Source organism: Pseudomonas monteilii NBRC 103158 = DSM 14164, from assembly GCF_000730605.1.
Taxonomy (GTDB): Bacteria; Pseudomonadota; Gammaproteobacteria; order Pseudomonadales; family Pseudomonadaceae; genus Aquipseudomonas; species Aquipseudomonas monteilii.
Window position 1 is genome coordinate 174,887 of record NZ_BBIS01000003.1, and the last position, 23,900, is coordinate 198,786.

Sequence of the window (23,900 nt, forward strand, 5' to 3'; positions counted from 1 at the left end):
GACGACAAGTATCAGGCTTTTCCGGGTATTCCATATTTACGCAGTCGCTGGGCAATAGCGGTATGCGAAGTTTGCAAACGCCCGGCTAACTGCCGCGTCGACGGGTAGCTGGCATACAAGCGCTGCAACAGCTCACGCTCGAAGTCACCCACGGCCTGCTCCAGGCTGGCTACGTCGCCATCCAGCCCACGTGCCACCGAAGTACCGGCGATGTCCAGGTCGCCGATGTCCACCAGGTTGCCCTCACAGATAGCCGCTGCGCGGAAAATCACGTTCTGCAGTTGGCGTACATTGCCCGGCCAAGGGTTGGCCAGCAGTGCCGAATGGGTGGCTGGCGTCAATCGGCAGGGCGGGCGCTGAATTTGCGTGCAGGCTTGCTGCATGAAGAAGTGCGCCAGCATCAGGATATCCTGACCCCGGTCGCGCAGTGGCGGTACCTGCAGGTTGAGCACGTTCAAGCGGTAGAACAGGTCTTCGCGGAAGCTGCCGTCGGCAACCATGCGTTCCAGGTCGCGGTGGGTGGCGCTGATGATGCGCACATCCACCTTCACTTCGCGGTCACCGCCCACCCGGCGGAAGCTGCCGTCACTGAGAAAGCGCAGCAGTTTGGCCTGCAGGTATGGCGACATTTCGCCAATTTCATCGAGGAATACCGTGCCCTGGTTGGCCAGCTCCATCAGCCCGGGCTTGCCGCCCCGTTGCGCGCCGGTGAAGGCGCCAGGGGCGTAACCGAACAGCTCGCTCTCGGCCAGGCTCTCGGGCAGCGCGGCACAGTTCAGGGCCAGGAACGGCGCTGCGTGGCGGCTGCTGATGGCATGGCAGGCGCGGGCTACCAGTTCTTTGCCAGTGCCGGTTTCGCCATGCACCAGCAATGGCGCGTCAAGCGCCGCCACTCGCAGGGCGCGGGCCTTGAGGGTGCGGATGGCCGGTGACTCGCCGAGCAGGGCATCGAAACCTTCGGCATGGTCGTGGTGCAAGGCTGACAGGCGTTCGCCCATGCGTGAAGGTGGGTACAGCGTTAGCAGGCCGCCGGCATTGGTGATCGGCATCGCGTCCAGCAGCAGGCTTTGGCCGTTCAGCTGCATCTCGCGCATGGGCAGGTGGAAGTTGTTGTCCAGCAGGGCTTGCAGCAGCGCCGGGTCGCCAAACAGTTCGCCCACCGAGCGCCCGGCGGATTCGCGGCCACACAGTTCGATCAGCGCCGGGTTGGCCAGCAGCACCAGCCCTGCGCTGTCCACCGCCAGCACCGGGTCGCTCATGGCGGCCAGCAGGGCATCCAGTTGCAGGTGGCGGCGTTGGCCAGGGAGGATGTCCACCACGTCCACCGATTGCACGCCATGCACCTCGAAGAGCGCATCGTGCAGTTCTTCGAGCACGGCGGGGCTTAGGGTGGGAGCGTCGATGTAAACGTTCGGCGGGACCATCTCCACGGCGTCCAGGTTGAGGTTGCGGGCACCGAGCAGGGCAAGGACTTCCTGGGTGATGCCGACGCGGTCGATGAAGCTGACGTGGATGCGCATGAGGGAGGGTGAGGTGGTGGCCGGGGAGGGCAGTAGTATGCCTTAACATCGCCGGGGCCGCTGTGCGGCCCCGGTTCTTGACATCACTCCAGATGTTCAGGCTTGATCGGATCGCCCGATTTCACATCGAGCTTTTCGCGAATATCGGCGAACATGTAGTCATAGAGCTTGTGCGGCGAACTCAGGGTCTCGAATTTCTTCGGCGGCGCCAGATACGACTGTGCCTTGCGGGTCAGTTGCATGAGAAAGCTGGGCAACACCTGGTCCTTGGCGAGGAAGAACTTTTCTTCCACCGTTTTGCCTTCGATGCTGCCATGCATGTGGAACTGAATGCCTCTGCCTTCCTTGGGGTCAGACACTGCCTCGTACTCGATGTTCAGGTCGTAGCTGTGGTCTGCCGCGTTCAGCGCAGTGCGCTCGATGTGTACATGACCGGGGTGGTACTGGGCCATGGCTAACTCCTCTGGAAGGTTGAAAATGGCGGGCGCCGGGCGCCCGCCCACTGCAATCAACGGTAGCTGATCCCTGGCTTCGCGGTGGAGACCCGAGTGCCGGCAGTGCCTTTGACGATGTCCTCGATGTTCTCGAGCGAACTGATCACCGCCACTTTGCCGGTATTGCGGGCGAAGTCACTGGCAGCTTGCACCTTTGGCCCCATGGAGCCGGCAGCGAAGCCAAGCCGTTCGAGTTCGTCAGGGTGTGCCTGGGCGATGGCTTTTTGCGTAGGCTTGCCCCAGTCAATGTACGCCGCATCCACGTCAGTGGCGATTATCAATAGGTCGGCATCCAGTTGCTCGGCCAGCAAAGCCGAGCACAGGTCCTTGTCGATCACCGCCTCGATGCCCTTGAGCTTGCGGTTTTCATCGTACATGGTGGGGATGCCACCACCGCCTGCGCAAATCACGATGCTGCTCTTTTCCAGCAGCCACTTGATCGGGCGGATTTCGAAGATGCGCTTGGGTTTGGGGCTGGCCACCACGCGGCGGTACTTGTCGCCGTCGGCCTTCACTACCCAGCCCTTTTCCTTGGCCAGCCGTTCGGCTTCGTCCTTGCTGTAGACCGGGCCGATGAACTTGGTGGGGTCTTTGAAGGCGGGGTCATTGGCGTCCACTTCCACCTGGGTCAGCAGGGTGGCGAATGGCACTTCGAAGGCCAGCAGGTTGCCCAGTTCCTGCTCGATCATGTAGCCGATCATGCCCTCGGTTTCAGCGCCCAGCACGTCCAGCGGGTAGGCCTCGTCGGGTTTGTAGGACAGTGCCTGAAGTGATAGCAGGCCAACCTGCGGGCCGTTGCCGTGGGCAATGACCAGCTCGTTGCCAGGGTGGATCTTGGCGATCTGTTCGGTGGCGGTGCGGATATTGGCGCGCTGGTTCTCAGCGGTCATGGGCTCGCCGCGACGCAGCAGGGCGTTGCCGCCCAATGCAACAACGATACGCATGGGGAATGTCCTTTGCGGATGAGGTAGCGCCTCGATCCTGCAGGCGCTGGCAAGCCAGCCCCCACAGGAACGAGGTGGTTGTCAGAGGTCAGCCAGGGTCGACACCAGGATCGCCTTGATCGTGTGCATGCGGTTTTCCGCCTGCTCGAAGGCGATGCAGGCCGGCGACTCGAACACGTCGTCGGTCACTTCGATGCCGTTGGCCAGGTCCGGGTACTGTGCGGCGATCTGCTTGCCTACCTTGGTTTCGGAGTTGTGGAACGCCGGCAGGCAGTGCATGAACTTGGTCCGCGGGTTGCCAGTGGACTTCATCAGCTGCGCATTCACCTGATAAGGCTTGAGCTGCTTGATGCGCTCGCCCCACGCCTCGATCGGCTCGCCCATCGACACCCACACGTCGGTGTGCACGAAGTCCACACCCTTGACCGCAGCAACCGGGTCTTCGGTGAGGGTGATGCGGGCGCCACTTTCTTCAGCGTACTTCTTGCAACGCTCGACCAGGTCATCATGCGGCCACAGCGCCTTGGGTGCGGCGATGCGTACATCCATGCCAAGCTTGGCACCGATCAGCAGCAGTGAGTTGCCCATGTTGTTGCGGGCATCGCCCAGGTAGGCGTAGCTGATGTCATGCAGCGGCTTGTCGCTGTGCTCACGCATGGTCAGCACGTCGGCGATCATTTGCGTTGGGTGATATTCGTCAGTCAGGCCGTTGAACACCGGCACGCCGGCAAACTTGGCCAGCTCTTCGACGATTTCCTGCTTGAAGCCACGGTACTCGATGGCATCGTACATGCGCCCGAGCACGCGGGCGGTGTCTTTCATGCTCTCTTTGTGGCCAATCTGCGAGGAATTGGGGTCGATGTAGGTAACGTTGGCGCCCTGGTCATAAGCTGCCACTTCGAACGCGCAGCGGGTACGGGTGGAGGTTTTTTCGAAGATCAGGGCGATGTTGTTGCCCTTCAGGTGCTGCTGCTCGGTGCCGGTGTACTTGGCGCGCTTCAGGTCGCGGGACAGGTCCAGCAGGTAGCGCAACTCGCGCGTGGTGTGGTGTTCCAGGCTGAGCAGGTTGCGGTTGTGAATGTTGAACGCCATGACTTTTCTCCTTGGGTTTGGTGAACGCACCGGCCGCCGCTTTGTGAGGGCGGCCGGGGGTAATGGGCGTTAGTAATCGATAGGGTCGCGCACAATTGGGCAGGTCATGCAGTGGCCGCCGCCACGGCCCCGGCCCAGTTCGCCGGCGCTGATGGTGATGACCTCGATACCCGCCTTGCGCAGCAGGGTATTGGTGTAGGTGTTGCGGTCGTAGCCGATGACCACACCCGGCTCGATGGCCACCACGTTGTTGCCGTCATCCCACTGTTCGCGCTCGGCGGCGAAGCTGTTGCCGCCGGTCTCGACCACGCGCAGCTTGACCCCCAGTTGCTCGCCCACCACTTCGATGAACGACTTGTTGATGCGGCGAACGTCCATGCCGTACGGCTTGCCTTCGTCCGGGCGGATGATGAACGGCACGATCTCTTTCACCACTTCCGGGAAGACCGTGACCAGGTCGCGGTCGCAGAAGCTGAACACGGTGTCCAGGTGCATGGCGGCGCGGGACTTCGGCAGGCCGGCGACGATCACTTCCTTGACGGCGCCCTTGGCAAACAGGTTCTGTGCCAGCTGGCCGATGGCCTGGCGCGAGGTGCGCTCGCCCATGCCGATGAGCACGATACCTTTGCCGATCGGCATCACGTCACCGCCTTCGAGGGTGGCATTGCCGTGGTCTTTGTCAGGGTCGCCGTACCACACCTGGAAGTCGGCGCCGGTGAACTCCTTGTGGAACTTGTAGATGGCTGTGGTCAGCAGGGTTTCCTGACGTCGCGCCGGCCAGTACATCGGGTTCAGCGTCACGCCACCGTAGATCCAGCAGGTGGTGTCGCGGGTGAACTGGGTGTTGGGCAGTGGCGGCAGGATGAAGCTGGAATGGCCCAGGTAGTCGTTGTACATCTTGACCACGTCGGCGCCTTCACTCTGCGGCAGGTCCTGGCCGGCCACGCCGCCGATCAGGAATTCGGCCAGGTGGCGCGGTTCGAGACTTTCCAGCCAGCTGCGTACTTCGTTGGTCAGGCCCACACCGACGGTGTCGGGGGTGATCTTGCGGTCGAGGATCCACTTCAGCGCTTCGGGTTGTTGGACGATTTCGGTCAGCAGGTTGTGCATCTCCAGCACATCCACACCACGCTCACGCATCTTGGTGACGAAGTCGAAATGGTCACGCTTGGCCTGGTCGACCCAGATCACGTCGTCGAACAGCAGCTCGTCACAGTTGCTCGGCGTCAGGCGCTTGTGCGCCAGGCCCGGCGAGCAAACCATCACTTTGCGCAGTTTGCCGGCTTCGGAGTGGACACCGTACTTCTGTTTTTCAGCGGACATGGTTTCATTCCTCCAATTGAACGAAGACGTGGGTCAAAGGGTCAGGAAGCCGTCGTACAGGCCGAAGGCTGCCACCAGGGCGCCGATGACCACGGCTGCGAAGATCAGTTTTTCCACGTTGGTGAAGACAGGTTGGCCTACCTCACGCTTGGCCTTGGCGAACAGGATGGCGCCAGGTGCGTAGAGCAGGGCCGAGAGCAGCAGGTATTTCACGCCGCCGGCGTACAGCAGCCAGATGGCGTACAGCAGGGCGATACCGCCGATGATCAGGTCTTTCTTGCGTTCGGCCAGGGCTTGTTCGTAGGTTTCGCTGCGCAGTGCCAGCAAGAAGGCGTAGGCCGCCGACCACAGGTAAGGCACCAGGATCATCGAGGTGGCGAGGTAGATCAGCGACAGGTAGGTGCTGTTGGAGAACAGCGTGATCACCAGGAAGATCTGCACCATGGCGTTGGTCAGCCACAGGGCGTTGGCCGGCACCTGGTTGGCGTTTTCGCGGCGCAGGAACTCCGGCATGGTGTGGTCCTTGGCGGCGGCGAACATGATCTCGGCGCACAGCAGCACCCACGACAGCAGGGCCCCCAGCAGCGAGATGATCAGGCCGACGCTGATCAGCACCGCACCCCAGTGGCCGACCACATGTTCCAGCACGGCCGCCATCGACGGGTTCTGCAGCTTGGCCAGCTCTGGTTGGGTCATGATGCCCAGCGACAGCACGTTGACCAGCACCAGGAACAGCAACACGGTGACGAAGCCGATGACCGTGGCCTTGCCCACGTCAGAGCGTTTTTCCGCCCGGGACGAGAAGATGCTCGCACCCTCGATGCCGATGAACACCCACACGGTGACCAGCATCATGTTGCGCACTTGGTTCATCACGCTGCCAAGCTCTGGTGTGCCTACGGCCCAGATGTCGGCGCTGAAGATGTCGAGCCTGAAGGCGAACAGGCAGATCAGTGCGAACAGCACCAGCGGCACCACTTTGGCCACGGTGGTGACCAGGTTGATGAACGCTGCTTCCTTGATGCCGCGCAGCACCAGGAAGTGCACCGCCCACAACAGGATCGATGCGCCAATGATGGCGGCCGGCGTGTTGCCTTCACCGAAGATCGGGAAGAAGTACCCCAAGGTACTGAACAGCAACACGAAGTAGCCGACGTTGCCCAGCCAGGCACTGATCCAGTAGCCCCAGGCCGAGGAAAAGCCCATGTAGTCGCCGAAACCGGCCTTGGCGTAGGCATACACCCCGCCATCCAGGTCAGGCTTGCGGTTGGCCAGGGTCTGGAACACGAAGGCCAGTGTCAGCATGCCGACGGCGGTGATGCCCCAGCCAATCAACACCGCACCAACGCCTGCGCTGGCGGCCATGTTTTGCGGCAGCGAGAAGATCCCGCCGCCAATCATCGAACCGACAACAAGTGCAACTAGCGCGCCGAGCTTTAGTTTTCCGGATGAATCAGACATTTAACAACTCCTGCCAGGAGAAAGTTGACATCAGCATAAATCTGACGCCTTTGCCGTACGCTGACTTGTGTCAGCTTATGGCTACGTGAAGGTGACTTCACGGGTGCTCCTGGAGAGTGCCGACAGCTTAAGCTGCAGGCATTGCGCGCTGGCACCTCCATGTCGTTCTAGAGCAAACGCTCTGTTCAGCCTGCGATGCTTGAAGCTAGCCGCTTTTGCCGCTTTCGCAAATTTTTCACAAGAATTTCGAGTTTTATCAGTTTCTTTTCTAGTCGCCGCGCAGCTGCTAATTTTTACAGGGTAGGTGCATAGACAAAGCAGTTATTAGTGCTATAGCTTCAATGCCAAGCTTCATTATAAGTAACAGCACTTATATGGCCCGCAACGCTGTTTCAAATGCGTGACAGTGCAGGAAAAAGGGAGGCTCATGAGCGAACCGGGACAGAAGCTGCGCCTGGGCGCGCTGATCGCGCTGGTGGTCGGCTCGATGATTGGTGGCGGGATCTTCTCGCTGCCGCAGAACATGGCGGCGCGTGCCGATGTAGGGGCGGTGTTGATTGGCTGGGGCATCACGGCTGTCGGTATGCTGGCGCTGGCCTTCGTGTTCCAGACCCTGGCCAACCGCAAACCGGAGCTCGATTCGGGGGTGTACGCCTACGCCAAGGCGGGCTTCGGTGAATACATGGGCTTCTCCTCGGCCTGGGGTTACTGGATCAGCGCCTGGCTGGGTAACGTCGGTTACTTCGTACTGCTGTTCAGCACCCTGGGCTTTTACTTTCCGGTGTTTGGCGAAGGCAACACGCCAATCGCCATCGGCTGTGCCTCGCTGCTGCTGTGGGCGGTGCATTTCCTGGTGCTGCGCGGCATCAAGGAGGCAGCGTTCATCAACCAGGTGACCACCGTGGCCAAGGTGGTGCCATTGCTGATGTTCGTGGTGATTGCTGCGTTTGCCTTCCGCGCCGATATCTTCACCCGGGATATCTGGGGCATGAGCAACCCGCAGTTCGGCAGCGTGCTGGAGCAGGTGCGCAACATGATGCTGGTGACCGTGTTCGTGTTCATCGGTATCGAGGGGGCCAGCGTGTATTCCGGGCGCGCCGAGCGCCGTTCGGACGTGGGTAAGGCTACGGTCATCGGTTTTCTCGGTGTGCTGGCGTTGCTGGTGCTGGTCAACGTGTTGTCGCTGGGGGTGATGACCCAGCCAGAACTGGCCGGGCTGCAGAACCCCTCACTGGCCTCGGTGCTGGAGCACATTGTTGGCCCTTGGGGCGCGTTGCTGATCAGCCTCGGGCTGGCGGTGTCATTGCTCGGTGCCTTGCTGTCCTGGGCGCTGCTGTGCGCCGAGATTCTGTACGCCACGGCGCGGGACAAGACCATGCCGCGCTTTCTGGCCAAGGAAAACGCCAACCATGTGCCGGCCAACGCCCTGTGGCTGACCAACTGCATGATCCAGGGCTTCCTGTTGATCACGCTGTTCTCGGCCGGTACGTACACCAGCCTGATCTATCTGGCTTCTTCGATGATACTGGTGCCCTACCTGTGGTCGGCGGCTTATGCCGTGCTGCTGGCGGGGCGTGGGGAAACCTACGCCGGGCAACCGGGCCTGCGCCGCAAGGACCTGCTGGTGGCGCTGGTTGCCCTGCTGTATGCCGTTTGGCTGCTGTACGCGGGGGGGCTGAAGTACCTGCTACTTTCTGCGCTGTTGTACGCACCCGGTGTGATCCTGTTCGCCAGGGCCAAGCATGAGCAGGGGCAGACCTTGTTCACCACCTGGGAAAAGCTGATTTTTGCTGCCGTGCTTGTGGGTGCTGCGCTGGCGGCCTACGCCTTGTATTCAGGGCTGCTGAGCTTGTGACGGGGCAGGGCAGGCATGCTCCGGGCGCGACCAGATCCACAGGTTGCCCAGGGTCATGCCGGCGATGGCCAGGAACACCGGCCAGCGGTGTTCGAGAAAGGTCAGCATCAGGCCAGCACACAGCAGCATGCTGACGGTCGCGCTTACCTTGGCCCGGCGCTGGATCACCTTGCCATTGCGCCAGTTGTAAAGGATTGGCCCGAACAACCGATGGTTTTCCAGCCAGGCTGAAAGGCGTGGAGAGCTGCGCGTGGCAGCCCAGGCGGCCAGCAGGATGAACTCGGTGGTCGGCAAGCCGGGAATCACGATGGCGACCAGGCCCACGCCCAGGCTCACGTAAGCCAGTATTCCATACAGCAGGCGGGCGAGTTTGGTGCGGGCGGGTCGGGTCATGGTCTCACTGCATAAAACGGTGCGGCCACCGGAGGGGTGGCCGGTTACGGCGTATCAAACCAGCGCGGCATCTGCAGCATAGGCGTGCTTGAGCAGCTCGGTGAAGCGTTCGAAGGCGGCAACTGCGCCGCGTTCGGCAGCGGCTTCCTCTTCGGCCGACAATGCCAGGCCATCGAGGATGCGGGTGAACTGCTTCCAGCCTTCGGCACGGCCACCGGCCGGTTCGCCCAGGTGGCGGGCACCGAAGCTGTCGGACAGTTCCAGGGCCACGGCACGCTTGATCAGAAACGCAGCGCCCAGTTTGGAGCCTTCGGAGACGAAGATCCAGCCCATTGCCTCACCCAGGCTCGGTTTGCCCAGGGCGCCTGGCACGGCTGCCGGTACTTCGGTGTCGAGGTCGGCGAGGTCCAGGCGGGCCTGATCGGCGCGGCAGCGCTCGGCCAGGTCGGGGACGATGGCGATCAGTTGCGGGTCGTTGTACAGGGCCTGCAATTCAGACTGGAACAGGTACTGGGCAACGACGAAGCGGGCAAAGCTTTCGCGGCTGTCGAAGGGCGCATGGGATTTGACCAGGGCATCCAGTTCGGCGTGCGGGGCGTTGGTGATCTGGTTCAGGCGCTGGGAGCGCAGGGCTGGGCGTTCGGTCATGGGGGCAGTCCTTGGAAAAAGGGGCGTCTAGATACAAGACGAAACAGCGGGGGCGGGACAGTAAAAAAACTGGGTTTTACTTGAGAGTTGCAGCGCCTGTGAGATTGAGCGCCGCGCGGGCGGCGCTCGATCTCACAGGCGCTGCAAAACTAAAGGCCTCAGATATCCCAAACCACATTGATACCGAAGTTGCGCCCCGGCATGGTCAGGCGGTCGATGTTGGCTGGCTGGGTCACAGCCGCTTCACCCTGGCCGTCGTAGCTGCGCACTGAATCCCACAGCCAGTATTTCTTGTCGGTCAGGTTGTACAGGCCGGCATTGATGGTGACGTCGTCGGTCACCTTGTAGTAGCCGGTCAGGTCCAGCACGCCGTAGCCCGGTGTACGGAACTTCGAGGTCGAGCCGTCAGGCGAATAGAAGGTGCTGTCGTCGACGCGGGTCTTGCGCTTGACCAGTGTCCAGCTCAGCAGGCCACCGTAGTTTTGCTGCTCGTAACCCAGGCCAAACACGCCTTTCAGTGGGTTTACGCTGTTCAGCGGTTCTCCGGTGTCATCGTTGCGGCCGTAGGTGTAGGCAATCGAGCCCTGGGTATACAGGCCTTGCGGCGCACCGAAGTGGTCGAGGTTCAGGCGGCCCTTGACCTCGGCACCCTTGATGGTGGCGTGCTTGATGTTGTTGGCCTGGAAGGTTTGTTCCAGGTTGGCGCTTTGCACGGCGTCTTCGTCGATGAAGTCGCGGTACTTGTTGTAGAACACCGCCACGTCGAAGTTGCCGGCGTCGAAGTTGCCGCGCAGGCCGGTTTCGTAGCTTTTGCTCTTCTCTGGTTCGAGGTCAGGGTTGCCTTCTACACGGTAGCCTTGCTCGATGTTTTCGAAGCGGCCGTACATGGCCTTGGCGGTCGGCGTGCGGAAGCCCTCGGCGTACTGGCCGTACCAGGTGTAGTTGTCGTTAAAGGCGTAGGTCAGGCCGAACTTGGGCGAGACGCGGTGCCATTTCTTGTCCGAGTCGTCCTGGGATGTTGGGGCTGTGCCGGTCGATGCCAGGCCACGCAGGAATTCTTCGGTGAACTTGGGCGCCATGCGCGTGTAGTCGTAGCGCGCGCCTGGCATGAAGGTCCAGTTGTTCCAGCGGATTTCGTCCTGCACGAACAGGCTGTAGGTGTTCACGGTCGGGTCCGGGAAGTCGCTGACCAGCGCCTGGCCGTCTGCCGGGCGGTCGGCGCCGATGGCGGTGCAACCGGATCCAATGGTCAGGCAGGTGCCGGTGCCACTGCGCGATCCGGTGACCTTCTCATGCTTGAGTGTAGTGCCGTAGGTCAGCAGGTGATCGGTGGCGCCGATGCTGAAGGCCTTGTCGAGCTGGGCATCGAACACCCACTGGCGGTCCTTGTAGGTGGTGTCGCGGGTACGCAGAACCTGGCGGCCAGGCGGTGCGTAGACTTCCTCTGTGTGCTGGTCGGTCTTGGCGATCTGGTAGTTCAGGCTCCACTTCACGTGGTCGGCGACCAGCGAGTCTAGACCGAACTCATGGTTGATGCCGAAGCGTTCGCGGGTGATGGTGTCGTTGCCATTACGCGCCTTGTAGTAGCCCATGCCGCCAAAACCGGGAATGAACGGCCCGCCCACTGCGCTGAGGATGTTCTGGTCGCGGTCATCCTTGTAGCGTTCGTAGGTCAGGCCCAGGCGTGCGTCGTCGGCGTAGTTCCAACCCAGTTTGGCCAGCACGTTGGTGGTGCGTACGTCCATCGGGTTGGCTTCGGTGCGCGACAGGCCTTCACCGCTGTGGCTGCCGTGGGTTTCGGTCTCGTGGCCGTTGCGCTGGCTCAGGTGCAGCAGGCCATCGAAGTCGCCCTCACGGCCGGCGACGGTGGCAGAGGTCAGCCAGCTTTCGTCGGCCGAGCTGTAGCCGGTCTTCAGGCGGGCGCCTACGTCCTTGCCAGGCTTGATGATGTCGTCCGGGTCGAGGGTGAAGTAACTTACCGCGCCGCCGATGGCGTTGCTGCCGTACAGCACCGAGGCCGGGCCACGCAGGATTTCCACGCGCTTGACGATTTCCGGGTCGACGTAGTTACGCTGGGTTTGGGCGTAGGGGCCGTAGAAAAAGCTGTCGGGGATCGACACGCCGTCGACCTGGGTGAGGATGCGCTCGCCGTCGATACCGCGGATGTTGTAGCCGTTCAGGCCGCTGCGCTGGCCGGTACCGGCCACCGATACGCCCGGCTCGTAGCGCACCAGGTCCTGGATGTTGTTGACGTTCTGGCGGTCCAGTTGCTCGCGGGTCTGCACGCTGACGGTGCTCGGCACCTGGCTGACATCCTGGGCGCTACGGGTGGCGCTGACGGTCACTTGCTGCAGCGCGATCACATTGCCGCTCGCCTGGCGTTCGAGCACCACGTTGCCGTTGCTGATCTTGCGAAAGCTCAGGCCGGTACCCTGCAGCAGGCGCTTGAGAGCGGCCTCTGGCGGCAGCGAGCCCTGCACGCCCGGCGAAGCCACGCCGTCGGCCAGTTCGGCGCTGAAGCCGACCTGCCAGCCGGTGACCTGGCTGAAGGCGTTGATTGCCGACACCAGCGGCTGCTGGCCGATGCTGAAGCGATAGTCGCCCATGCGCGGGCTGCTGGCCTGGGCCGGTTCGGCGGCCAGCGCTGGCAGGCTGCAGGCACCGCTGGCGAGCAGAGCCAAGGTCAACAGGGACAGTTGCCCCGTACGACGGGGAAGGGTGGACGAGCGGGTAGGACCAGTGGACATCGGAAGCGCTCCCAGACGCGCGGGCTGTTATAGGTGATGGCTGTTCTCGTTTTCAAACAAGAATCAGTTGCATTGGCTATAACGAGACGGGTGGGGTAGCGCGATTGCGTAAAAATAATTTTCGGGTCAGTTCAGAATGACCAACGCCGGGTACTCATGCAGCTGTGCCGAGGTGATGTGGGCCAGCGCGCGCAGGGTTTCCAGCGGCTGGTCGAGGCGGTAGTTGCCGGTGACGGCCACGTCTTCCAGGTGAGCATTGCGGTTGATGATCCAGCCGGGGTAGTAGCGCCGTACTTCGGCCAGCACCTGGCTCAAGGGGCAGTTCTCGAACACCAGGCGGCCATCGACCCAGGCCAGGTCTTTTTGCATGTCGGCGCGTTGGCGCTGGCCAAAGCCCTGCGGGCCGACGCTGATGCTGTCGCCAGCACTCAGGCGGATGCGCTGGTCGCGTGCCCCCTGCAGGTCAACATCGCCGCGTTGCACCCGCACTTGAGCCTCGCCGTCCAGGTAGCGCACGGCAAAGTCGGTGTCGCGTACTTGGGCACGCAACGGCCCGGCTTCTACCTCCAGCGGCAGCAGCGCATCCTCGGGTACCTGGAAGTAGGCCTCGCCTTGCAGCAGGCGGGCGACCTGGCGGCCGTCGCGGCGGTCGCTGGCAAAGGCCGAATTGGTGTTGAGCAGTACTTTTGCGCCGTCTTCCAGCTGCAGGCGCTGGCGCTCGCCCACCACGGTCAGGTGGTCAGCCTGCAGGCGCATGGGCAGGTTACCGACGGTGAACAGCCCGACCAGCAGCACAGCCGCAGTGGCCAGGGGTTTCCAGTGGCTGCGCAGGCGCCCGCGCCATGAGCGGCGCTGCTGCTGGTGCATCTGCGCGGCTGCGTGGTGCAGTGGGGCACCGTTCCACAGCGCTTCTGCCTCGACATAGGCCTCGGCGTTTTCGGGAGCCGCGCTCAGCCAGGCTTCGAAAGCCTGGGTATCTGCGGCATCGGCACATTGCAGGCGCACCAGCCAGTCCAGCGCCTCGTCCATGGCACGAGCACGGGCGCTGGGCCCGGCGGGTGACGGGCGAGGGGCGGGGCTGTCGGTCACGGGAAATCCTTGAATGGTTTTTCGCGAATGATCAAGGCTAAGGTGGGGTGTGGCAAGGGCTTTGCGTAACCGCCGGGCAGCGGTCGGCTCACTTGAGGCGGTCGGCGACACCCATGCAGATCGCCATGATCAGTTTCAGCTCCTTCTGCACCGTGCTGGGCGACACATTCAGCTGTTCGGCGATTTCCAGGTAGGTGGCGCCATGCAGCCGGCTGAGGATGAAGATGCGCTGCTGGCGCTCGCTCAGCTGGTTGAGGCTGATGCTGAGTTGCTTGAGCAGTTGCTCGGCATGGGCGGCGTCCTCGCTGCTGGTGGCGGGGGCAGCCACACTGTGCAGGACCTCGTCGGGCACGTCGTCGACCAGCATCCGTGCCTGCACCCGGCGTGCGCGCAGATGGTCCAGTGCCAGGTTGCGCGCGGTCTGGAACACGAACGGCTCGATATGCTCGATGGGCCGCTCGCCCAAGGCGCGGGACACCCGCAGGTAGGTTTCCTGCAGCAGGTCTTCGGCCGTGCTGGGGTTAGCGACCATGCGTTGCAGGGTGCGCAGCAGGGTAAGGCGCTGGACGAGGAAGACGGAGTTGAACCGGGACTGACTCACGGGGGGACCTGGTCGACGAAAGGATAATGATAATGCTTATCATCTATGCCGAAGGTCAAGTGTGGAAGTGTTAGGAAAAGGTAAAGATTGTGAGTGGGTGGGCGTATGGCGGAGGATTTTCTGTGTCTTTGAGATCGAGCGCCGCGCGGGCGGCGCTCGATCTCGTAGGCGCCGAAGATGCCGTGTCCGGCTCAACGGGCCCGGCACAACGCCAGGCAGTTATCCAGCATCCGGTTGCTGAAGCCCCACTCATTGTCATACCAGGCCAGCACCTTGAGCATACGCCCGTTGGCCCGGGTATGGTTGGCATCGAAAATGGACGACAGCGGGTTGTGGTTGAAATCGCAGGAAACCAACGGCAAGGCGTTGTAGCCCAATACCCTGGAATGCTTGCTGGCTTCAAGGAACAGCTGATTGACCTGCTCGGCCGTGGCCTCGCGCTTGAGGTTGACGGTGAGGTCCACCAGCGACACGTTGATCACCGGTACCCGCACCGCCATGCCGGTCAGCTTGCCGGCCAGCTCCGGCAGTACCAGGCCCACGGCTTCGGCGGCGCCGGTCTTGCTCGGGATCATCGACTGGGTGGCCGAGCGCGCGCGGTACGGGTCGCTGTGGTACACGTCGGTCAGCACCTGGTCGTTGGTGTAGGCGTGAATCGTGGTCATCAGGCCTTGCTCGATGCCGAACTCGCGGTGCAGCACCTGGGCAATCGGCGCCAGGCAGTTGGTGGTGCAGGAGGCGTTGGAAATGACCTGGTGCGAAGCACGCAGGATGTCATGGTTGACCCCGTACACCACGGTGGCATCGGCACCCTTGGCCGGCGCCGAAACAATCACCTTGCCAGCCCCTGCGGCCAGGTGTGCAGCGGCTTTGGCACGGTCGGTGAACAGCCCGGTGCATTCGAACACCACGTCGATCGACTCGGCCTTCCAGGGCAGTTCGGCCGGGTTGCGGATGGCACTGACCGCGATACGGTCACCATTGACCGTGAGGCTCTCGTGGTCGGCCTCGACGGTGGCGTCGAAGGTGCCGTGCACGCTGTCGTACTTGAGCAGGTGGGCATTCATGGCGCTGTCGCCCAGGTCGTTGATGGCGACGACCTGCAGGTCCTGGCGGTAGCCTTGGGTATACAGTGCGCGCAGAACGTTGCGCCCGATGCGGCCGAATCCATTGATGGCGATGCGTAGGGTCATGGCAGTACCTCTGGCAGTCCGAGTGAAACCTGTGGCAAAAAGGAGCTTCACTGAAACGGTTTTGTTGTTGGAATTACAAGATTATTCACTAGCAGATAGAAAACAAGCCTTTTTAGTGGCAGTATTTTGTTTAAACATACAACGAGTGGTCGGGCGATGGGCCTCCACCGATGCAGCGGGCTCCTTACCTTGAGCCTAGGCCGCAATCGTTTGGAGGGGAAATGCCTGGTAAACCGCCCTTACAATTAGCCTGGAGTCCAGTACATGCATCCGCGCATCCTTGAGGTCACCCAACGGCTGGTCGAACGCAGCCGTGCCACCCGCGAACGCTACCTGCAGCTGATTCGCGGTGCGGCCAGTGAAGGCCCCATGCGCGCCAGCCTGCAGTGCGCCAACTTCGCCCACGGCGTAGCCGGTTGCGGCAGCGAGGACAAACAGACCCTGCGCCTGATGAACGCGGCCAACGTGGCCATCGTCTCGGCCTACAACGACATGTTGTCTGCCCACCAGCCGTACCTGCACTTCCCCGAGCAAATCAAGCAGGCCCTGCGCGAGGTTGGCTCCGTCGGCCAGTTTGCCGGTGGCGTGCCGGCCATGTGCGACGGCGTGACCCAGGGCGAACCAGGCATGGAGCTGGCCATCGCCAGCCGCGAAGTCATCGCCATGTCCACTGCGGTAGCGCTGTCGCACAACATGTTCGACGCGGCGCTCATGCTGGGCATCTGCGACAAGATCGTCCCCGGCCTGATGATGGGGGCGCTGCGCTTCGGCCATCTGCCGACCATCTTCGTCCCTGGCGGGCCGATGGTGTCCGGCATCTCCAACAAGCAGAAGGCCGACGTGCGTCAGCGCTATGCCGAAGGCAAGGCCAGCCGCGAAGAGCTGCTGGAGTCGGAGATGAACTCGTACCACAGCCCTGGCACCTGCACCTTCTACGGCACTGCCAACACCAACCAGCTGGTGATGGAAGTGATGGGCCTGCACCTGCCGGGTGCTTCGTTCGTCAACCCATACACGCCGCTGCGCGATGCCCTTACCGCCGAGGCCGCGCAGCAGGTTACGCGCATGACCAAGGCCAGCGGCAGCTTCATGCCGCTGGGCGAAATCGTCGACGAGAAGGCGCTGGTCAACTCCATCGTTGCCCTGCACGCCACGGGCGGCTCGACCAACCACACCCTGCACATCCCGGCGATTGCCCAGGCGGCCGGTATCCAGCTGACCTGGCAGGACATGGCCGACCTCTCCGAAGTGGTGCCGACCCTGTCACACGTGTACCCCAACGGCAAGGCCGACATCAACCACTTCCAGGCCGCCGGTGGCATGGCTTTCCTGATCCGCGAGCTGCTCGATGCCGGGCTGCTGCACGAGGACGTCAACACCGTGGCCGGCCATGGCTTGCGCCGCTACACCCAGGAACCGTTCCTCGACAACGGCAAGCTGGTTTGGCGCGAAGGGCCACAGCAGAGCCTGGACGAAACCATCCTGCGCCCGGTGGCGCGGCCGTTTTCGGCCGAAGGCGGCTTGCGGGTGATGGAGGGCAACCTGGGCCGTGGCGTGATGAAGGTGTCTGCCGTGGCCCCCGAGCATCAGGTGGTCGAGGCCCCGGCACGGGTGTTCCACGATCAGCAGTCGTTGGCCGATGCGTTCAAGGCCGGCGAACTGGAGCGTGATTTTGTCGCTGTGGTGCGTTTCCAGGGGCCGCGTTGCAACGGCATGCCCGAGTTGCACAAGCTCACGCCATTCCTGGGTGTGTTGCAGGACCGTGGCTTCAAGGTGGCGCTGGTCACCGACGGGCGCATGTCCGGTGCCTCGGGCAAGATCCCGGCGGCGATTCACGTATGCCCCGAAGCCTATGATGGCGGCCCGCTGGCGCGGGTGCGCGATGGTGATATCGTGCGGGTCGATGGTGTCGAAGGCACGTTGCGGGTGATGGTATCGGCCGAAGAACTGGCCAGCCGCGACCTGCCGCCAGCGCCTCAGGGCAACGACCTGGGTTGCGGGCGTGAGCTGTTCGGCTTCATGCGCATGGCGTTCAGCCCGGCAGAGCAGGGCGCAAGCGCCTTCACCTCGGCCCTGGAGAACCTCAAATGAAGGAGCTGCTGGTTGGCGACATCGGCGGCACCAATGCCCGTTTTGCGTTGTGGCGTGACAACCAGCTGCATGAAGTGAAGGTATATGCCACGGCGGACTACACCAGCCCGGAGCAGGCCATCGAGGCTTACCTGCAAGGCCAAGGCATCGCCCGCGGCGGCCTGGCAGCGGTGTGCCTGGCAGTGGCCGGGCCGGTCGAAGGCGACGAATTTCGCTTCACCAACAACCATTGGCGCCTGAGCCGCGTGGCCTTCTGCAAGACCTTGCAGGTCGAGCGGCTGTTGCTGATCAACGATTTCACGGCCATGGCGCTGGGCATGACCCGCCTGCGCGAGGGCGAGTTCCGCGAAGTGTGCCCAGGCCAGGCTGACCCGTCGCGGCCGGCGCTGGTGATCGGGCCGGGCACAGGCTTGGGCGTGGGGTCGCTGCTGCGCCTTGGCGAACAGCACTGGCAGGCCTTGCCGGGGGAGGGTGGGCATGTCGACTTGCCGGTTGGCAATGCCCGTGAAGCGGCGATCCATCAGCAAATCCATGGCCAGATTGGCCATGTCAGCGCCGAAACTGTGCTCAGTGGTGGCGGCTTGGTGCGCCTGTATCAGGCAATTTGCGCGCTGGACGGCGAAACACCCCGGCACAAAACCCCCGCGCAGGTTACCGATGCCGCGCTGGGCGGTGAACCGCAGGCGCTGGCGGTGGTCGAGCAATTTTGCCGGTTCCTTGGGCGTGTGGCGGGTAACAATGTGCTGACGCTGGGCGCGCGGGGTGGGGTTTATATTGTTGGCGGTGTAATCCCGCGCTTTGCCGAGTTGTTTTTGCGTAGCGGGTTTGCGGCGAGTTTTGCTGACAAAGGCTGTATGAGCGGCTACTTCGCTGGCGTGCCGGTGTGGCTGGTGACGGCGGAGTTTTCCGGGTTGCTGGGGGCCGGGGTGGCCCTGCAGCAAGCGTTGGATCACAACTAGGTGAAATGGGGCCGCGCAGCAGCCCCAGAAGGCAACACCCGACAGCAGGCAAAAAGACCTGTAACCAACAAGAGGAAGGACCACCTTGAGCACTGCCGGCAAATCGATCCTGATGGTCGACGACGACCAGGAAATCCGCGAACTGCTGCAAACCTACCTGAGCCGCTCCGGTTTCCAGGTGCATGCCGAAGCCGACGGCGCAGGCTTTCGCCGGGCCCTGGAAAGCACTCCCTTCGACCTGGTCATCCTCGATGTCATGCTGCCCGACGAGGACGGCTTCAGCCTGTGTCGCTGGGTACGCCAGCACCCGCGCCAGGCGCGGGTACCGATCATCATGCTGACGGCCAGCTCCGATGAAACCGACCGGGTCATCGGCCTGGAGCTGGGTGCCGACGACTACTTGGGCAAACCCTTCAGCCCTCGCGAACTGCAAGCGCGAATCAAGGCCCTGCTGCGCCGCGCCGAATTCGGCACGGCGGCACCCGGCAATGCCGTGCTGGCCTTCGATGACTGGCGCCTGGACACGGTCAGCCACCGGCTGTTCCATCGCGACGGTGAAGAGGTGATTCTGTCGGGCGCCGACTTTGCCCTGCTCAAGCTGTTCCTCGACCACCCGCAGCAGATTCTCGACCGCGACACCATCGGTAATGCCACCCGTGGCCGCGAGCCCATGCCGCTGGACCGCATTGTCGACATGGCGGTCAGCCGCCTGCGTCAGCGCCTGCGCGATACTGAAAAACCACCCCGGCTGATCCGCACGGTGCGCGGCAGCGGCTACCTGCTGGCGACGCATGTCTGCAATGCGCCCTGAGCGGCGCTGGCGCTTGCTGCCGCGTTCGCTGCTGGGGCGCATGCTGCTGCTGACCCTGTTGGTGGTGCTGCTGGCCCAGGGCCTGTCGAGCATCATCTGGGTGGCCCAGCTGCGTGCCAGCCAGTTGCAGGGCCTGCGTGCCAGCGCCAGCAGCCTGGCCCACTCGATGAGCGCCAGTGTCAGTTACTTCCGCTCGCTGCCGGTGGCCTACCGGCCCATGGTGCTCGACCAGTTGCGCAGCATGGGGGGAACGCGCTTTTTCGTGTCACTCAATGCCAAACCACTGGATATGCCGGTGCTGCCCGTCACCCCGCGCAAGCAGGCGGTGATCGATGTGTTCCAGCAGGTGCTGCATGAGCGCCTGGGTACGCAGATGGACATTTCCGTGGAATTCGTTGGGCCCGATGACCTGCGCATCTTCAACAGCGGCCTGAAGCTCGACGAGCTGCCACGTTCCTGGGCGCATTACTCGTTGACCCTGGAACCGCTCAACCCGCCGGTGCTGGTAACGCAGATCCGCCTGGGCGAGGGTGAGTGGCTGTACATCGCCTCGCTGCTGCCCGAACCCTACACCAGCCTTGAGGCCGAACGCCTGCCTCGCCAGCAGATCGGCTTCATCGTGCTCACCACGGCCTTGCTGTTGCTGTTCATCGGCTTGCTGGTGCACTGGCAAAGCTGGCCGCTCAAGCGCCTGGCGCGGGCCGCGCGGGAGATGTCGCTGGGCGCCGATGTGGCGCCGGTGGCTGAAGGCGGTGGCAGCGAGGTGGTCGAGGTGGGCCGGGCGTTCAATAGCATGCGCGAGCGCATCAGCCGCTATCTGACAGAGCGCAGCCAGCTGTTCAGCGCCATTTCCCATGACCTGCGCACCCCGATTACGCGCCTGCGCCTGCGTGTCGAACTGCTGGAGGACGAACACTTGCAGGCCAAGTTCAGCCAGGACTTGGATGAACTGGAACTGCTGGTGAAAGGCGCCTTGCAGTGTGTGAAAGACACCGACATCCACGAAAACATCGAGCCGGTGGACCTCAACCAGGTGCTGGAAATCCTGGCCGAGCCCTACCTGCGCGATGGCCGTATCACGGTTGAAGGCCGCGCGCTGGAGCCTTACCCCGGCAAGCCGCTGGCGCTGCGCCGCTGCATCGGCAACCTGATCGACAATGCCATCAAGTACGGCGAGCGGGCACAGCTGCGCATCATCGACAGTGCCGAGGGGTTTGTGCTGCAGGTGGACGATCAGGGGCCGGGTGTGCCGCAGCAGCAGCTGGAGCAGGTGTTCGAGCCGCATTTCCGTCTGGCCGCGCAGCAGCAGGGTTATGGGTTGGGGCTGGGGATTGCCCGCAACATCGCCCACAGCCATGGGGGCGAGGTGAGCCTGCTGAACCTGAGGGAAGGTGGTTTGCGGGTGACCTTGTATCTGCCGCGTGGCATGGAGTGAGTCTGTGTGTGGCGTGTGCCGGCAATGTAACCAAACGATGACATTCACGCATCGCTTCGTTACCTGGCGAGGTGGGCAGGCTGTTTAGACTTCAAGCAACGCAAGCGCTCGACTTGCACGGCATAACAACAAGAAAGGTGCTCCGATGAATTCCACGCTCCGGCTCGCTGCCGCAATCTCCCTGGCTTCTCTACTCCCGCTCAGTGCCCAGGCTGCCGAACCCAAAGGCAGCGTCGAAGTCGTGCATTGGTGGACTTCGGGTGGTGAAAAAGCTGCTGCCGATGTGCTCAAGGCCCAGGTCGAAAAAGACGGCTTTACGTGGAAAGATGGCGCCGTCGCAGGTGGTGGCGGTGCCACAGCCATGACCGTGCTCAAGAGCCGCGCCGTGGCCGGCAACCCACCAGGCGTGGCGCAGATCAAAGGGCCTGACATCCAGGACTGGGCGGCCACCGGCTTGCTCGATGGCGATGTACTCAAGGATGTGGCCAAGGCCGAACAGTGGGACACACTGCTCGACAAGAAAGTCGCCGACACCGTGAAGTACGACGGTGACTACGTCGCCGTACCGGTAAACATCCACCGAACCAACTGGCTGTGGATCAACCCGGAAGTCTTCAAGAAAGCCGGTATCGACAAGGCCCCCACCACACTCGACGAATTTTACGCCGCCGCCGACAAACTCAAGGCTGCCGGCTTCATCCCGCTCGCCCATGGCGGCCAGCCGTGGCAGGACAGCACCGTGTTCGAAAGCGTGGTGCTGTCGGTAATGGGCACCGAAGGCTACAAGAAGGCCATGGTCGATCTCGACAGCGTCGCGCTGACCGGGCCGCAAATGGTCAAGGCGCTGACCGAGCTGAAAAAGGTCGCCACCTACATGGACCCGGACGGTAAAGGCCAAGACTGGAACCTGGAAGCGGCCAAGGTCATCAACGGCAAGGCCGGCATGCAGATCATGGGCGACTGGGCCAAGAGTGAGTGGACCCTGGCGAAGAAAACCGCTGGCAAGGATTACCAGTGCGTGCCATTCCCCGGCACCGAAAAAGCCTTCCTCTACAACATCGACTCGCTGGTGGTGTTCAAGCAGAACAACCCTGGTACGGCTGCCGGCCAGCAGGACATTGCCCGCAAGGTGCTGGGTGAAGACTTCCAGAAGGTCTTCAGCACCAACAAGGGGTCGATCCCGGTGCGCAACGACATGCTCGCCGACATGGGCAAGTATGGCTTCGATGCCTGTGCGCAGGCGTCTGCCAAAGACTTCCTGGCGGATGCCAAAAATGGCGGCCTGCAGCCTAGCATGGCGCACAACATGGCCACCACGCTGGCCGTGCAGGGCGCGTTCTTCGATGTGGTGACCAACTACATCAACGACCCCAAGGCCGACCCGGCCGATGCGGCGAAGAAACTGGCGGCGGCGATCAAGGCAGCCCAGTAACCGCTATTCGCGGGCAAGCCCGCGAAGCGATGCAGAGCATCGCCATTACCTCGGGATCCGATCTATGACCACAACGACCGCCCAACTGCGGGCCTCACCCCTGGACGCGCTTCAGCGCTGGCTGCCCAAACTGGTGCTGGCGCCGAGCATGTTCATCGTCCTGGTGGGCTTCTACGGCTACATCCTCTGGACCTTCGTGCTGTCCTTCACCACTTCGACCTTCCTGCCCACCTACAAATGGGCCGGGCTGGCGCAATACGCCCGGCTGTTCGACAACGACCGCTGGTGGGTAGCCAGCAAGAACCTGCTGCTGTTCGGTGGCCTGTTCATCGCCATCAGCCTGGCCCTCGGTGTGTTGCTGGCAGTGCTGCTGGACCAGCGCATCCGCCGCGAAGGCTTCATCCGCACCATTTACCTCTACCCCATGGCGCTGTCGATGATCGTTACCGGCACCGCCTGGAAGTGGCTGCTCAACCCCGGCATGGGCCTGGACAAGCTGCTGCGCGACTGGGGCTGGGAGGGCTTTCGGCTGGACTGGCTGATCGACCCCGACCGGGTCGTGTACTGCCTGGTGATCGCGGCCGTGTGGCAGGCCTCGGGCTTCATCATGGCGATGTTCCTGGCCGGCCTGCGCGGTGTTGACCCTTCGATCATCCGCGCGGCGCAAATGGATGGCGCCAGCATGCCGCGCATCTACTGGACCGTGGTGCTGCCCAGCCTGCGCCCGGTGTTTTTCAGTGCGCTGATGATCCTTTCGCACATCGCCATCAAAAGCTTCGACCTGGTGGCGGCAATGACCGCTGGCGGCCCGGGTTACTCATCCGATCTGCCTGCGATGTTCATGTACGCGTTCACCTTCAGCCGCGGCCAGATGGGCATGGGCTCGGCCAGTGCCATTCTCATGCTCGGGGCGATCCTGGCGATCCTCGTGCCTTACCTGTACTCGGAGCTGCGGAGCAAACGCCATGCATAGCCCTGTCGAAAAGCCCGTGCTCAGCATGAGCCGTATCGCCATCCATGCGGTGCTGCTGCTGGCCGTGGCGCTGTACCTGGTGCCGCTGGTGGTGATGCTGCTGACCAGCTTCAAGACCCCGGAAGACATCAGCACCGGCAACTTGCTGAGTTGGCCGCAGGTGATGACCGGCATTGGCTGGGTCAAGGCCTGGGGCACGGTCAGCGGTTACTTCTGGAACTCGATCATGATCACTGTGCCCGCCGTGCTGATTTCCACGGCCATCGGCGCGCTGAACGGCTATGTGCTGTCGATGTGGCGCTTTCGCGGCTCGCAGCTGTTCTTCGGCCTGCTGCTGTTCGGCTGCTTCCTGCCGTTCCAGACCGTGCTGCTGCCCGCTTCGTTCACCCTCGGCAAGCTCGGCCTGGCCAGCACTACCGGCGGCCTGGTACTGGTACATGTGGTCTATGGCCTGGCCTTCACCACGCTGTTCTTCCGCAACTTCTACGTAAGCATTCCCGATGCGCTGGTCAAGGCAGCACGCCTGGACGGTGCCGGCTTCTTCACCATTTTCCGCCGCATCATCCTGCCGATGTCGACGCCCATCATCATGGTCTGCCTGATCTGGCAGTTCACCCAGATCTGGAATGACTTCCTGTTCGGTGTGGTGTTCTCCAGTGGCGACTCGCAACCGATCACCGTGGCCCTGAACAACCTGGTCAACACCAGCACCGGGGCCAAGGAATACAACGTCGACATGGCGGCGGCGATGATTGCCGGCCTGCCAACCCTGCTGGTCTATGTGGTGGCAGGCAAATATTTCGTGCGCGGGCTGACGGCCGGCGCGGTCAAGGGGTAAG

General features: G+C 62.8%; 20 protein-coding genes. 8 read left to right on the forward strand and 12 right to left on the reverse strand.

Annotated features, from left to right (window positions below; genetic code table 11):
* Positions 1-11: 11 nt before the first annotated feature.
* The 6 genes from gcsR to arcD (PM2_RS01405) all read right to left on the reverse strand — a co-directional run bounded on the left by gcsR (position 12) and on the right by arcD (PM2_RS01405) (position 6,834).
* On the reverse strand, positions 12-1,520 hold the full coding sequence (gene gcsR, locus PM2_RS01380; protein ID WP_016713105.1) for a transcriptional regulator GcsR: 1,509 nt from the start codon (positions 1,518-1,520) through the stop codon (positions 12-14).
* 83 nt (positions 1,521-1,603) lie between these two features.
* Positions 1,604-1,972 (reverse strand): DUF5064 family protein, encoded by a 369-nt coding sequence (locus PM2_RS01385; protein WP_016713104.1) that lies wholly within the window; start codon positions 1,970-1,972, stop codon positions 1,604-1,606.
* A gap of 56 nt (positions 1,973-2,028) precedes the next feature.
* Entirely contained in the window at positions 2,029-2,958 is a 930-nt protein-coding gene (gene arcC / locus PM2_RS01390; protein ID WP_016713103.1) for a carbamate kinase, read from the reverse strand.
* An 81-nt stretch (positions 2,959-3,039) separates the two neighbouring features.
* Positions 3,040-4,050, reverse strand: coding sequence for an ornithine carbamoyltransferase (locus PM2_RS01395; protein WP_028698954.1), 1,011 nt, complete (start codon positions 4,048-4,050; stop codon positions 3,040-3,042).
* Positions 4,051-4,119: 69 nt separating this feature from the next.
* Entirely contained in the window at positions 4,120-5,373 is a 1,254-nt protein-coding gene (gene arcA / locus PM2_RS01400; protein WP_016713101.1) for an arginine deiminase, read from the reverse strand.
* A gap of 33 nt (positions 5,374-5,406) precedes the next feature.
* Entirely contained in the window at positions 5,407-6,834 is a 1,428-nt protein-coding gene (gene arcD, locus PM2_RS01405; RefSeq protein ID WP_016713100.1) for an arginine-ornithine antiporter, read from the reverse strand.
* A 427-nt stretch (positions 6,835-7,261) separates the two neighbouring features.
* Here arcD (PM2_RS01405) and arcD (PM2_RS01410) point away from each other — a divergent pair, with 427 nt between their 5' ends.
* Complete coding sequence (gene arcD / locus PM2_RS01410) at positions 7,262-8,689, forward strand: arginine-ornithine antiporter (protein WP_016713099.1); 1,428 nt, start codon at positions 7,262-7,264, stop codon at positions 8,687-8,689.
* Here arcD (PM2_RS01410) and PM2_RS01415 read toward each other — a convergent pair.
* The 6 genes from PM2_RS01415 to gap form a co-directional block, all read right to left on the reverse strand.
* A complete protein-coding gene (locus PM2_RS01415) occupies positions 8,669-9,082 on the reverse strand; it encodes a YbaN family protein (RefSeq protein ID WP_016713098.1) in 414 nt (137 codons plus the stop codon). The genes arcD (PM2_RS01410) and PM2_RS01415 overlap by 21 nt on opposite strands.
* A gap of 54 nt (positions 9,083-9,136) precedes the next feature.
* A complete protein-coding gene (locus tag PM2_RS01420; protein ID WP_016713097.1) occupies positions 9,137-9,730 on the reverse strand; it encodes a biliverdin-producing heme oxygenase in 594 nt (197 codons plus the stop codon).
* A 158-nt stretch (positions 9,731-9,888) separates the two neighbouring features.
* Positions 9,889-12,477: a TonB-dependent receptor gene (locus tag PM2_RS01425; RefSeq protein ID WP_028698955.1), complete on the reverse strand. Its 2,589-nt coding sequence runs from the start codon at positions 12,475-12,477 to the stop codon at positions 9,889-9,891.
* 126 nt (positions 12,478-12,603) lie between these two features.
* Positions 12,604-13,566 carry a FecR family protein gene (locus PM2_RS01430; RefSeq protein ID WP_016713095.1) on the reverse strand — a complete coding sequence of 321 codons (963 nt, stop codon included), beginning with the start codon at positions 13,564-13,566 and terminating at the stop codon, positions 12,604-12,606.
* 88 nt (positions 13,567-13,654) lie between these two features.
* Positions 13,655-14,167, reverse strand: coding sequence for an RNA polymerase sigma factor (locus tag PM2_RS01435; protein ID WP_016713094.1), 513 nt, complete (start codon positions 14,165-14,167; stop codon positions 13,655-13,657).
* Positions 14,168-14,358: 191 nt separating this feature from the next.
* Positions 14,359-15,360, reverse strand: coding sequence for a type I glyceraldehyde-3-phosphate dehydrogenase (gene gap, locus PM2_RS01440; protein ID WP_028698956.1), 1,002 nt, complete (start codon positions 15,358-15,360; stop codon positions 14,359-14,361).
* 264 nt (positions 15,361-15,624) lie between these two features.
* Between gap and edd the strand changes: the two genes are divergently transcribed.
* The 7 genes from edd to PM2_RS01475 all read left to right on the forward strand — a co-directional run bounded on the left by edd (position 15,625) and on the right by PM2_RS01475 (position 23,899).
* Positions 15,625-17,451 carry a phosphogluconate dehydratase gene (gene edd, locus PM2_RS01445; RefSeq protein ID WP_016713092.1) on the forward strand — a complete coding sequence of 609 codons (1,827 nt, stop codon included), beginning with the start codon at positions 15,625-15,627 and terminating at the stop codon, positions 17,449-17,451.
* Positions 17,448-18,410: a glucokinase gene (locus tag PM2_RS01450; RefSeq protein WP_028698957.1), complete on the forward strand. Its 963-nt coding sequence runs from the start codon at positions 17,448-17,450 to the stop codon at positions 18,408-18,410. The genes edd and PM2_RS01450 overlap by 4 nt, the downstream gene beginning before the upstream one ends.
* 85 nt (positions 18,411-18,495) lie before the next feature.
* Entirely contained in the window at positions 18,496-19,221 is a 726-nt protein-coding gene (gltR, locus tag PM2_RS01455) for a two-component system response regulator GltR (protein ID WP_016713090.1), read from the forward strand.
* On the forward strand, positions 19,202-20,656 hold the full coding sequence (locus PM2_RS01460; RefSeq protein WP_016713089.1) for an ATP-binding protein: 1,455 nt from the start codon (positions 19,202-19,204) through the stop codon (positions 20,654-20,656). The genes gltR and PM2_RS01460 overlap by 20 nt, the downstream gene beginning before the upstream one ends.
* Before the next feature lie 145 nt (positions 20,657-20,801).
* Entirely contained in the window at positions 20,802-22,088 is a 1,287-nt protein-coding gene (locus PM2_RS01465) for an ABC transporter substrate-binding protein (RefSeq protein ID WP_028698958.1), read from the forward strand.
* 64 nt (positions 22,089-22,152) lie between these two features.
* Positions 22,153-23,061, forward strand: a complete 909-nt coding sequence (locus PM2_RS01470) for a carbohydrate ABC transporter permease (protein WP_016713087.1) — start codon at positions 22,153-22,155, stop codon at positions 23,059-23,061.
* A complete protein-coding gene (locus tag PM2_RS01475) occupies positions 23,054-23,899 on the forward strand; it encodes a carbohydrate ABC transporter permease (protein ID WP_016713086.1) in 846 nt (281 codons plus the stop codon). The genes PM2_RS01470 and PM2_RS01475 overlap by 8 nt, the downstream gene beginning before the upstream one ends.
* The last annotated feature ends 1 nt before the right edge of the window (position 23,900 follow it).

Coding starts and splice junctions, on each gene's coding strand:
- gcsR (WP_016713105.1), bottom strand. CDS start 1,520: ATGCGCATCCACGTCAGCTTCATCGACCGCGTCGGCATCACCCAGGAA.
- PM2_RS01385 (WP_016713104.1), bottom strand. CDS start 1,972: ATGGCCCAGTACCACCCCGGTCATGTACACATCGAGCGCACTGCGCTG.
- arcC (WP_016713103.1), bottom strand. CDS start 2,958: ATGCGTATCGTTGTTGCATTGGGCGGCAACGCCCTGCTGCGTCGCGGC.
- PM2_RS01395 (WP_028698954.1), bottom strand. CDS start 4,050: ATGGCGTTCAACATTCACAACCGCAACCTGCTCAGCCTGGAACACCAC.
- arcA (WP_016713101.1), bottom strand. CDS start 5,373: ATGTCCGCTGAAAAACAGAAGTACGGTGTCCACTCCGAAGCCGGCAAA.
- arcD (WP_016713100.1), bottom strand. CDS start 6,834: ATGTCTGATTCATCCGGAAAACTAAAGCTCGGCGCGCTAGTTGCACTT.
- arcD (WP_016713099.1), top strand. CDS start 7,262: ATGAGCGAACCGGGACAGAAGCTGCGCCTGGGCGCGCTGATCGCGCTG.
- PM2_RS01415 (WP_016713098.1), bottom strand. CDS start 9,082: ATGACCCGACCCGCCCGCACCAAACTCGCCCGCCTGCTGTATGGAATA.
- PM2_RS01420 (WP_016713097.1), bottom strand. CDS start 9,730: ATGACCGAACGCCCAGCCCTGCGCTCCCAGCGCCTGAACCAGATCACC.
- PM2_RS01425 (WP_028698955.1), bottom strand. CDS start 12,477: ATGTCCACTGGTCCTACCCGCTCGTCCACCCTTCCCCGTCGTACGGGG.
- gap (WP_028698956.1), bottom strand. CDS start 15,360: ATGACCCTACGCATCGCCATCAATGGATTCGGCCGCATCGGGCGCAAC.
- edd (WP_016713092.1), top strand. CDS start 15,625: ATGCATCCGCGCATCCTTGAGGTCACCCAACGGCTGGTCGAACGCAGC.
- PM2_RS01450 (WP_028698957.1), top strand. CDS start 17,448: ATGAAGGAGCTGCTGGTTGGCGACATCGGCGGCACCAATGCCCGTTTT.
- PM2_RS01460 (WP_016713089.1), top strand. CDS start 19,202: ATGTCTGCAATGCGCCCTGAGCGGCGCTGGCGCTTGCTGCCGCGTTCG.
- PM2_RS01465 (WP_028698958.1), top strand. CDS start 20,802: ATGAATTCCACGCTCCGGCTCGCTGCCGCAATCTCCCTGGCTTCTCTA.
- PM2_RS01470 (WP_016713087.1), top strand. CDS start 22,153: ATGACCACAACGACCGCCCAACTGCGGGCCTCACCCCTGGACGCGCTT.
- PM2_RS01475 (WP_016713086.1), top strand. CDS start 23,054: ATGCATAGCCCTGTCGAAAAGCCCGTGCTCAGCATGAGCCGTATCGCC.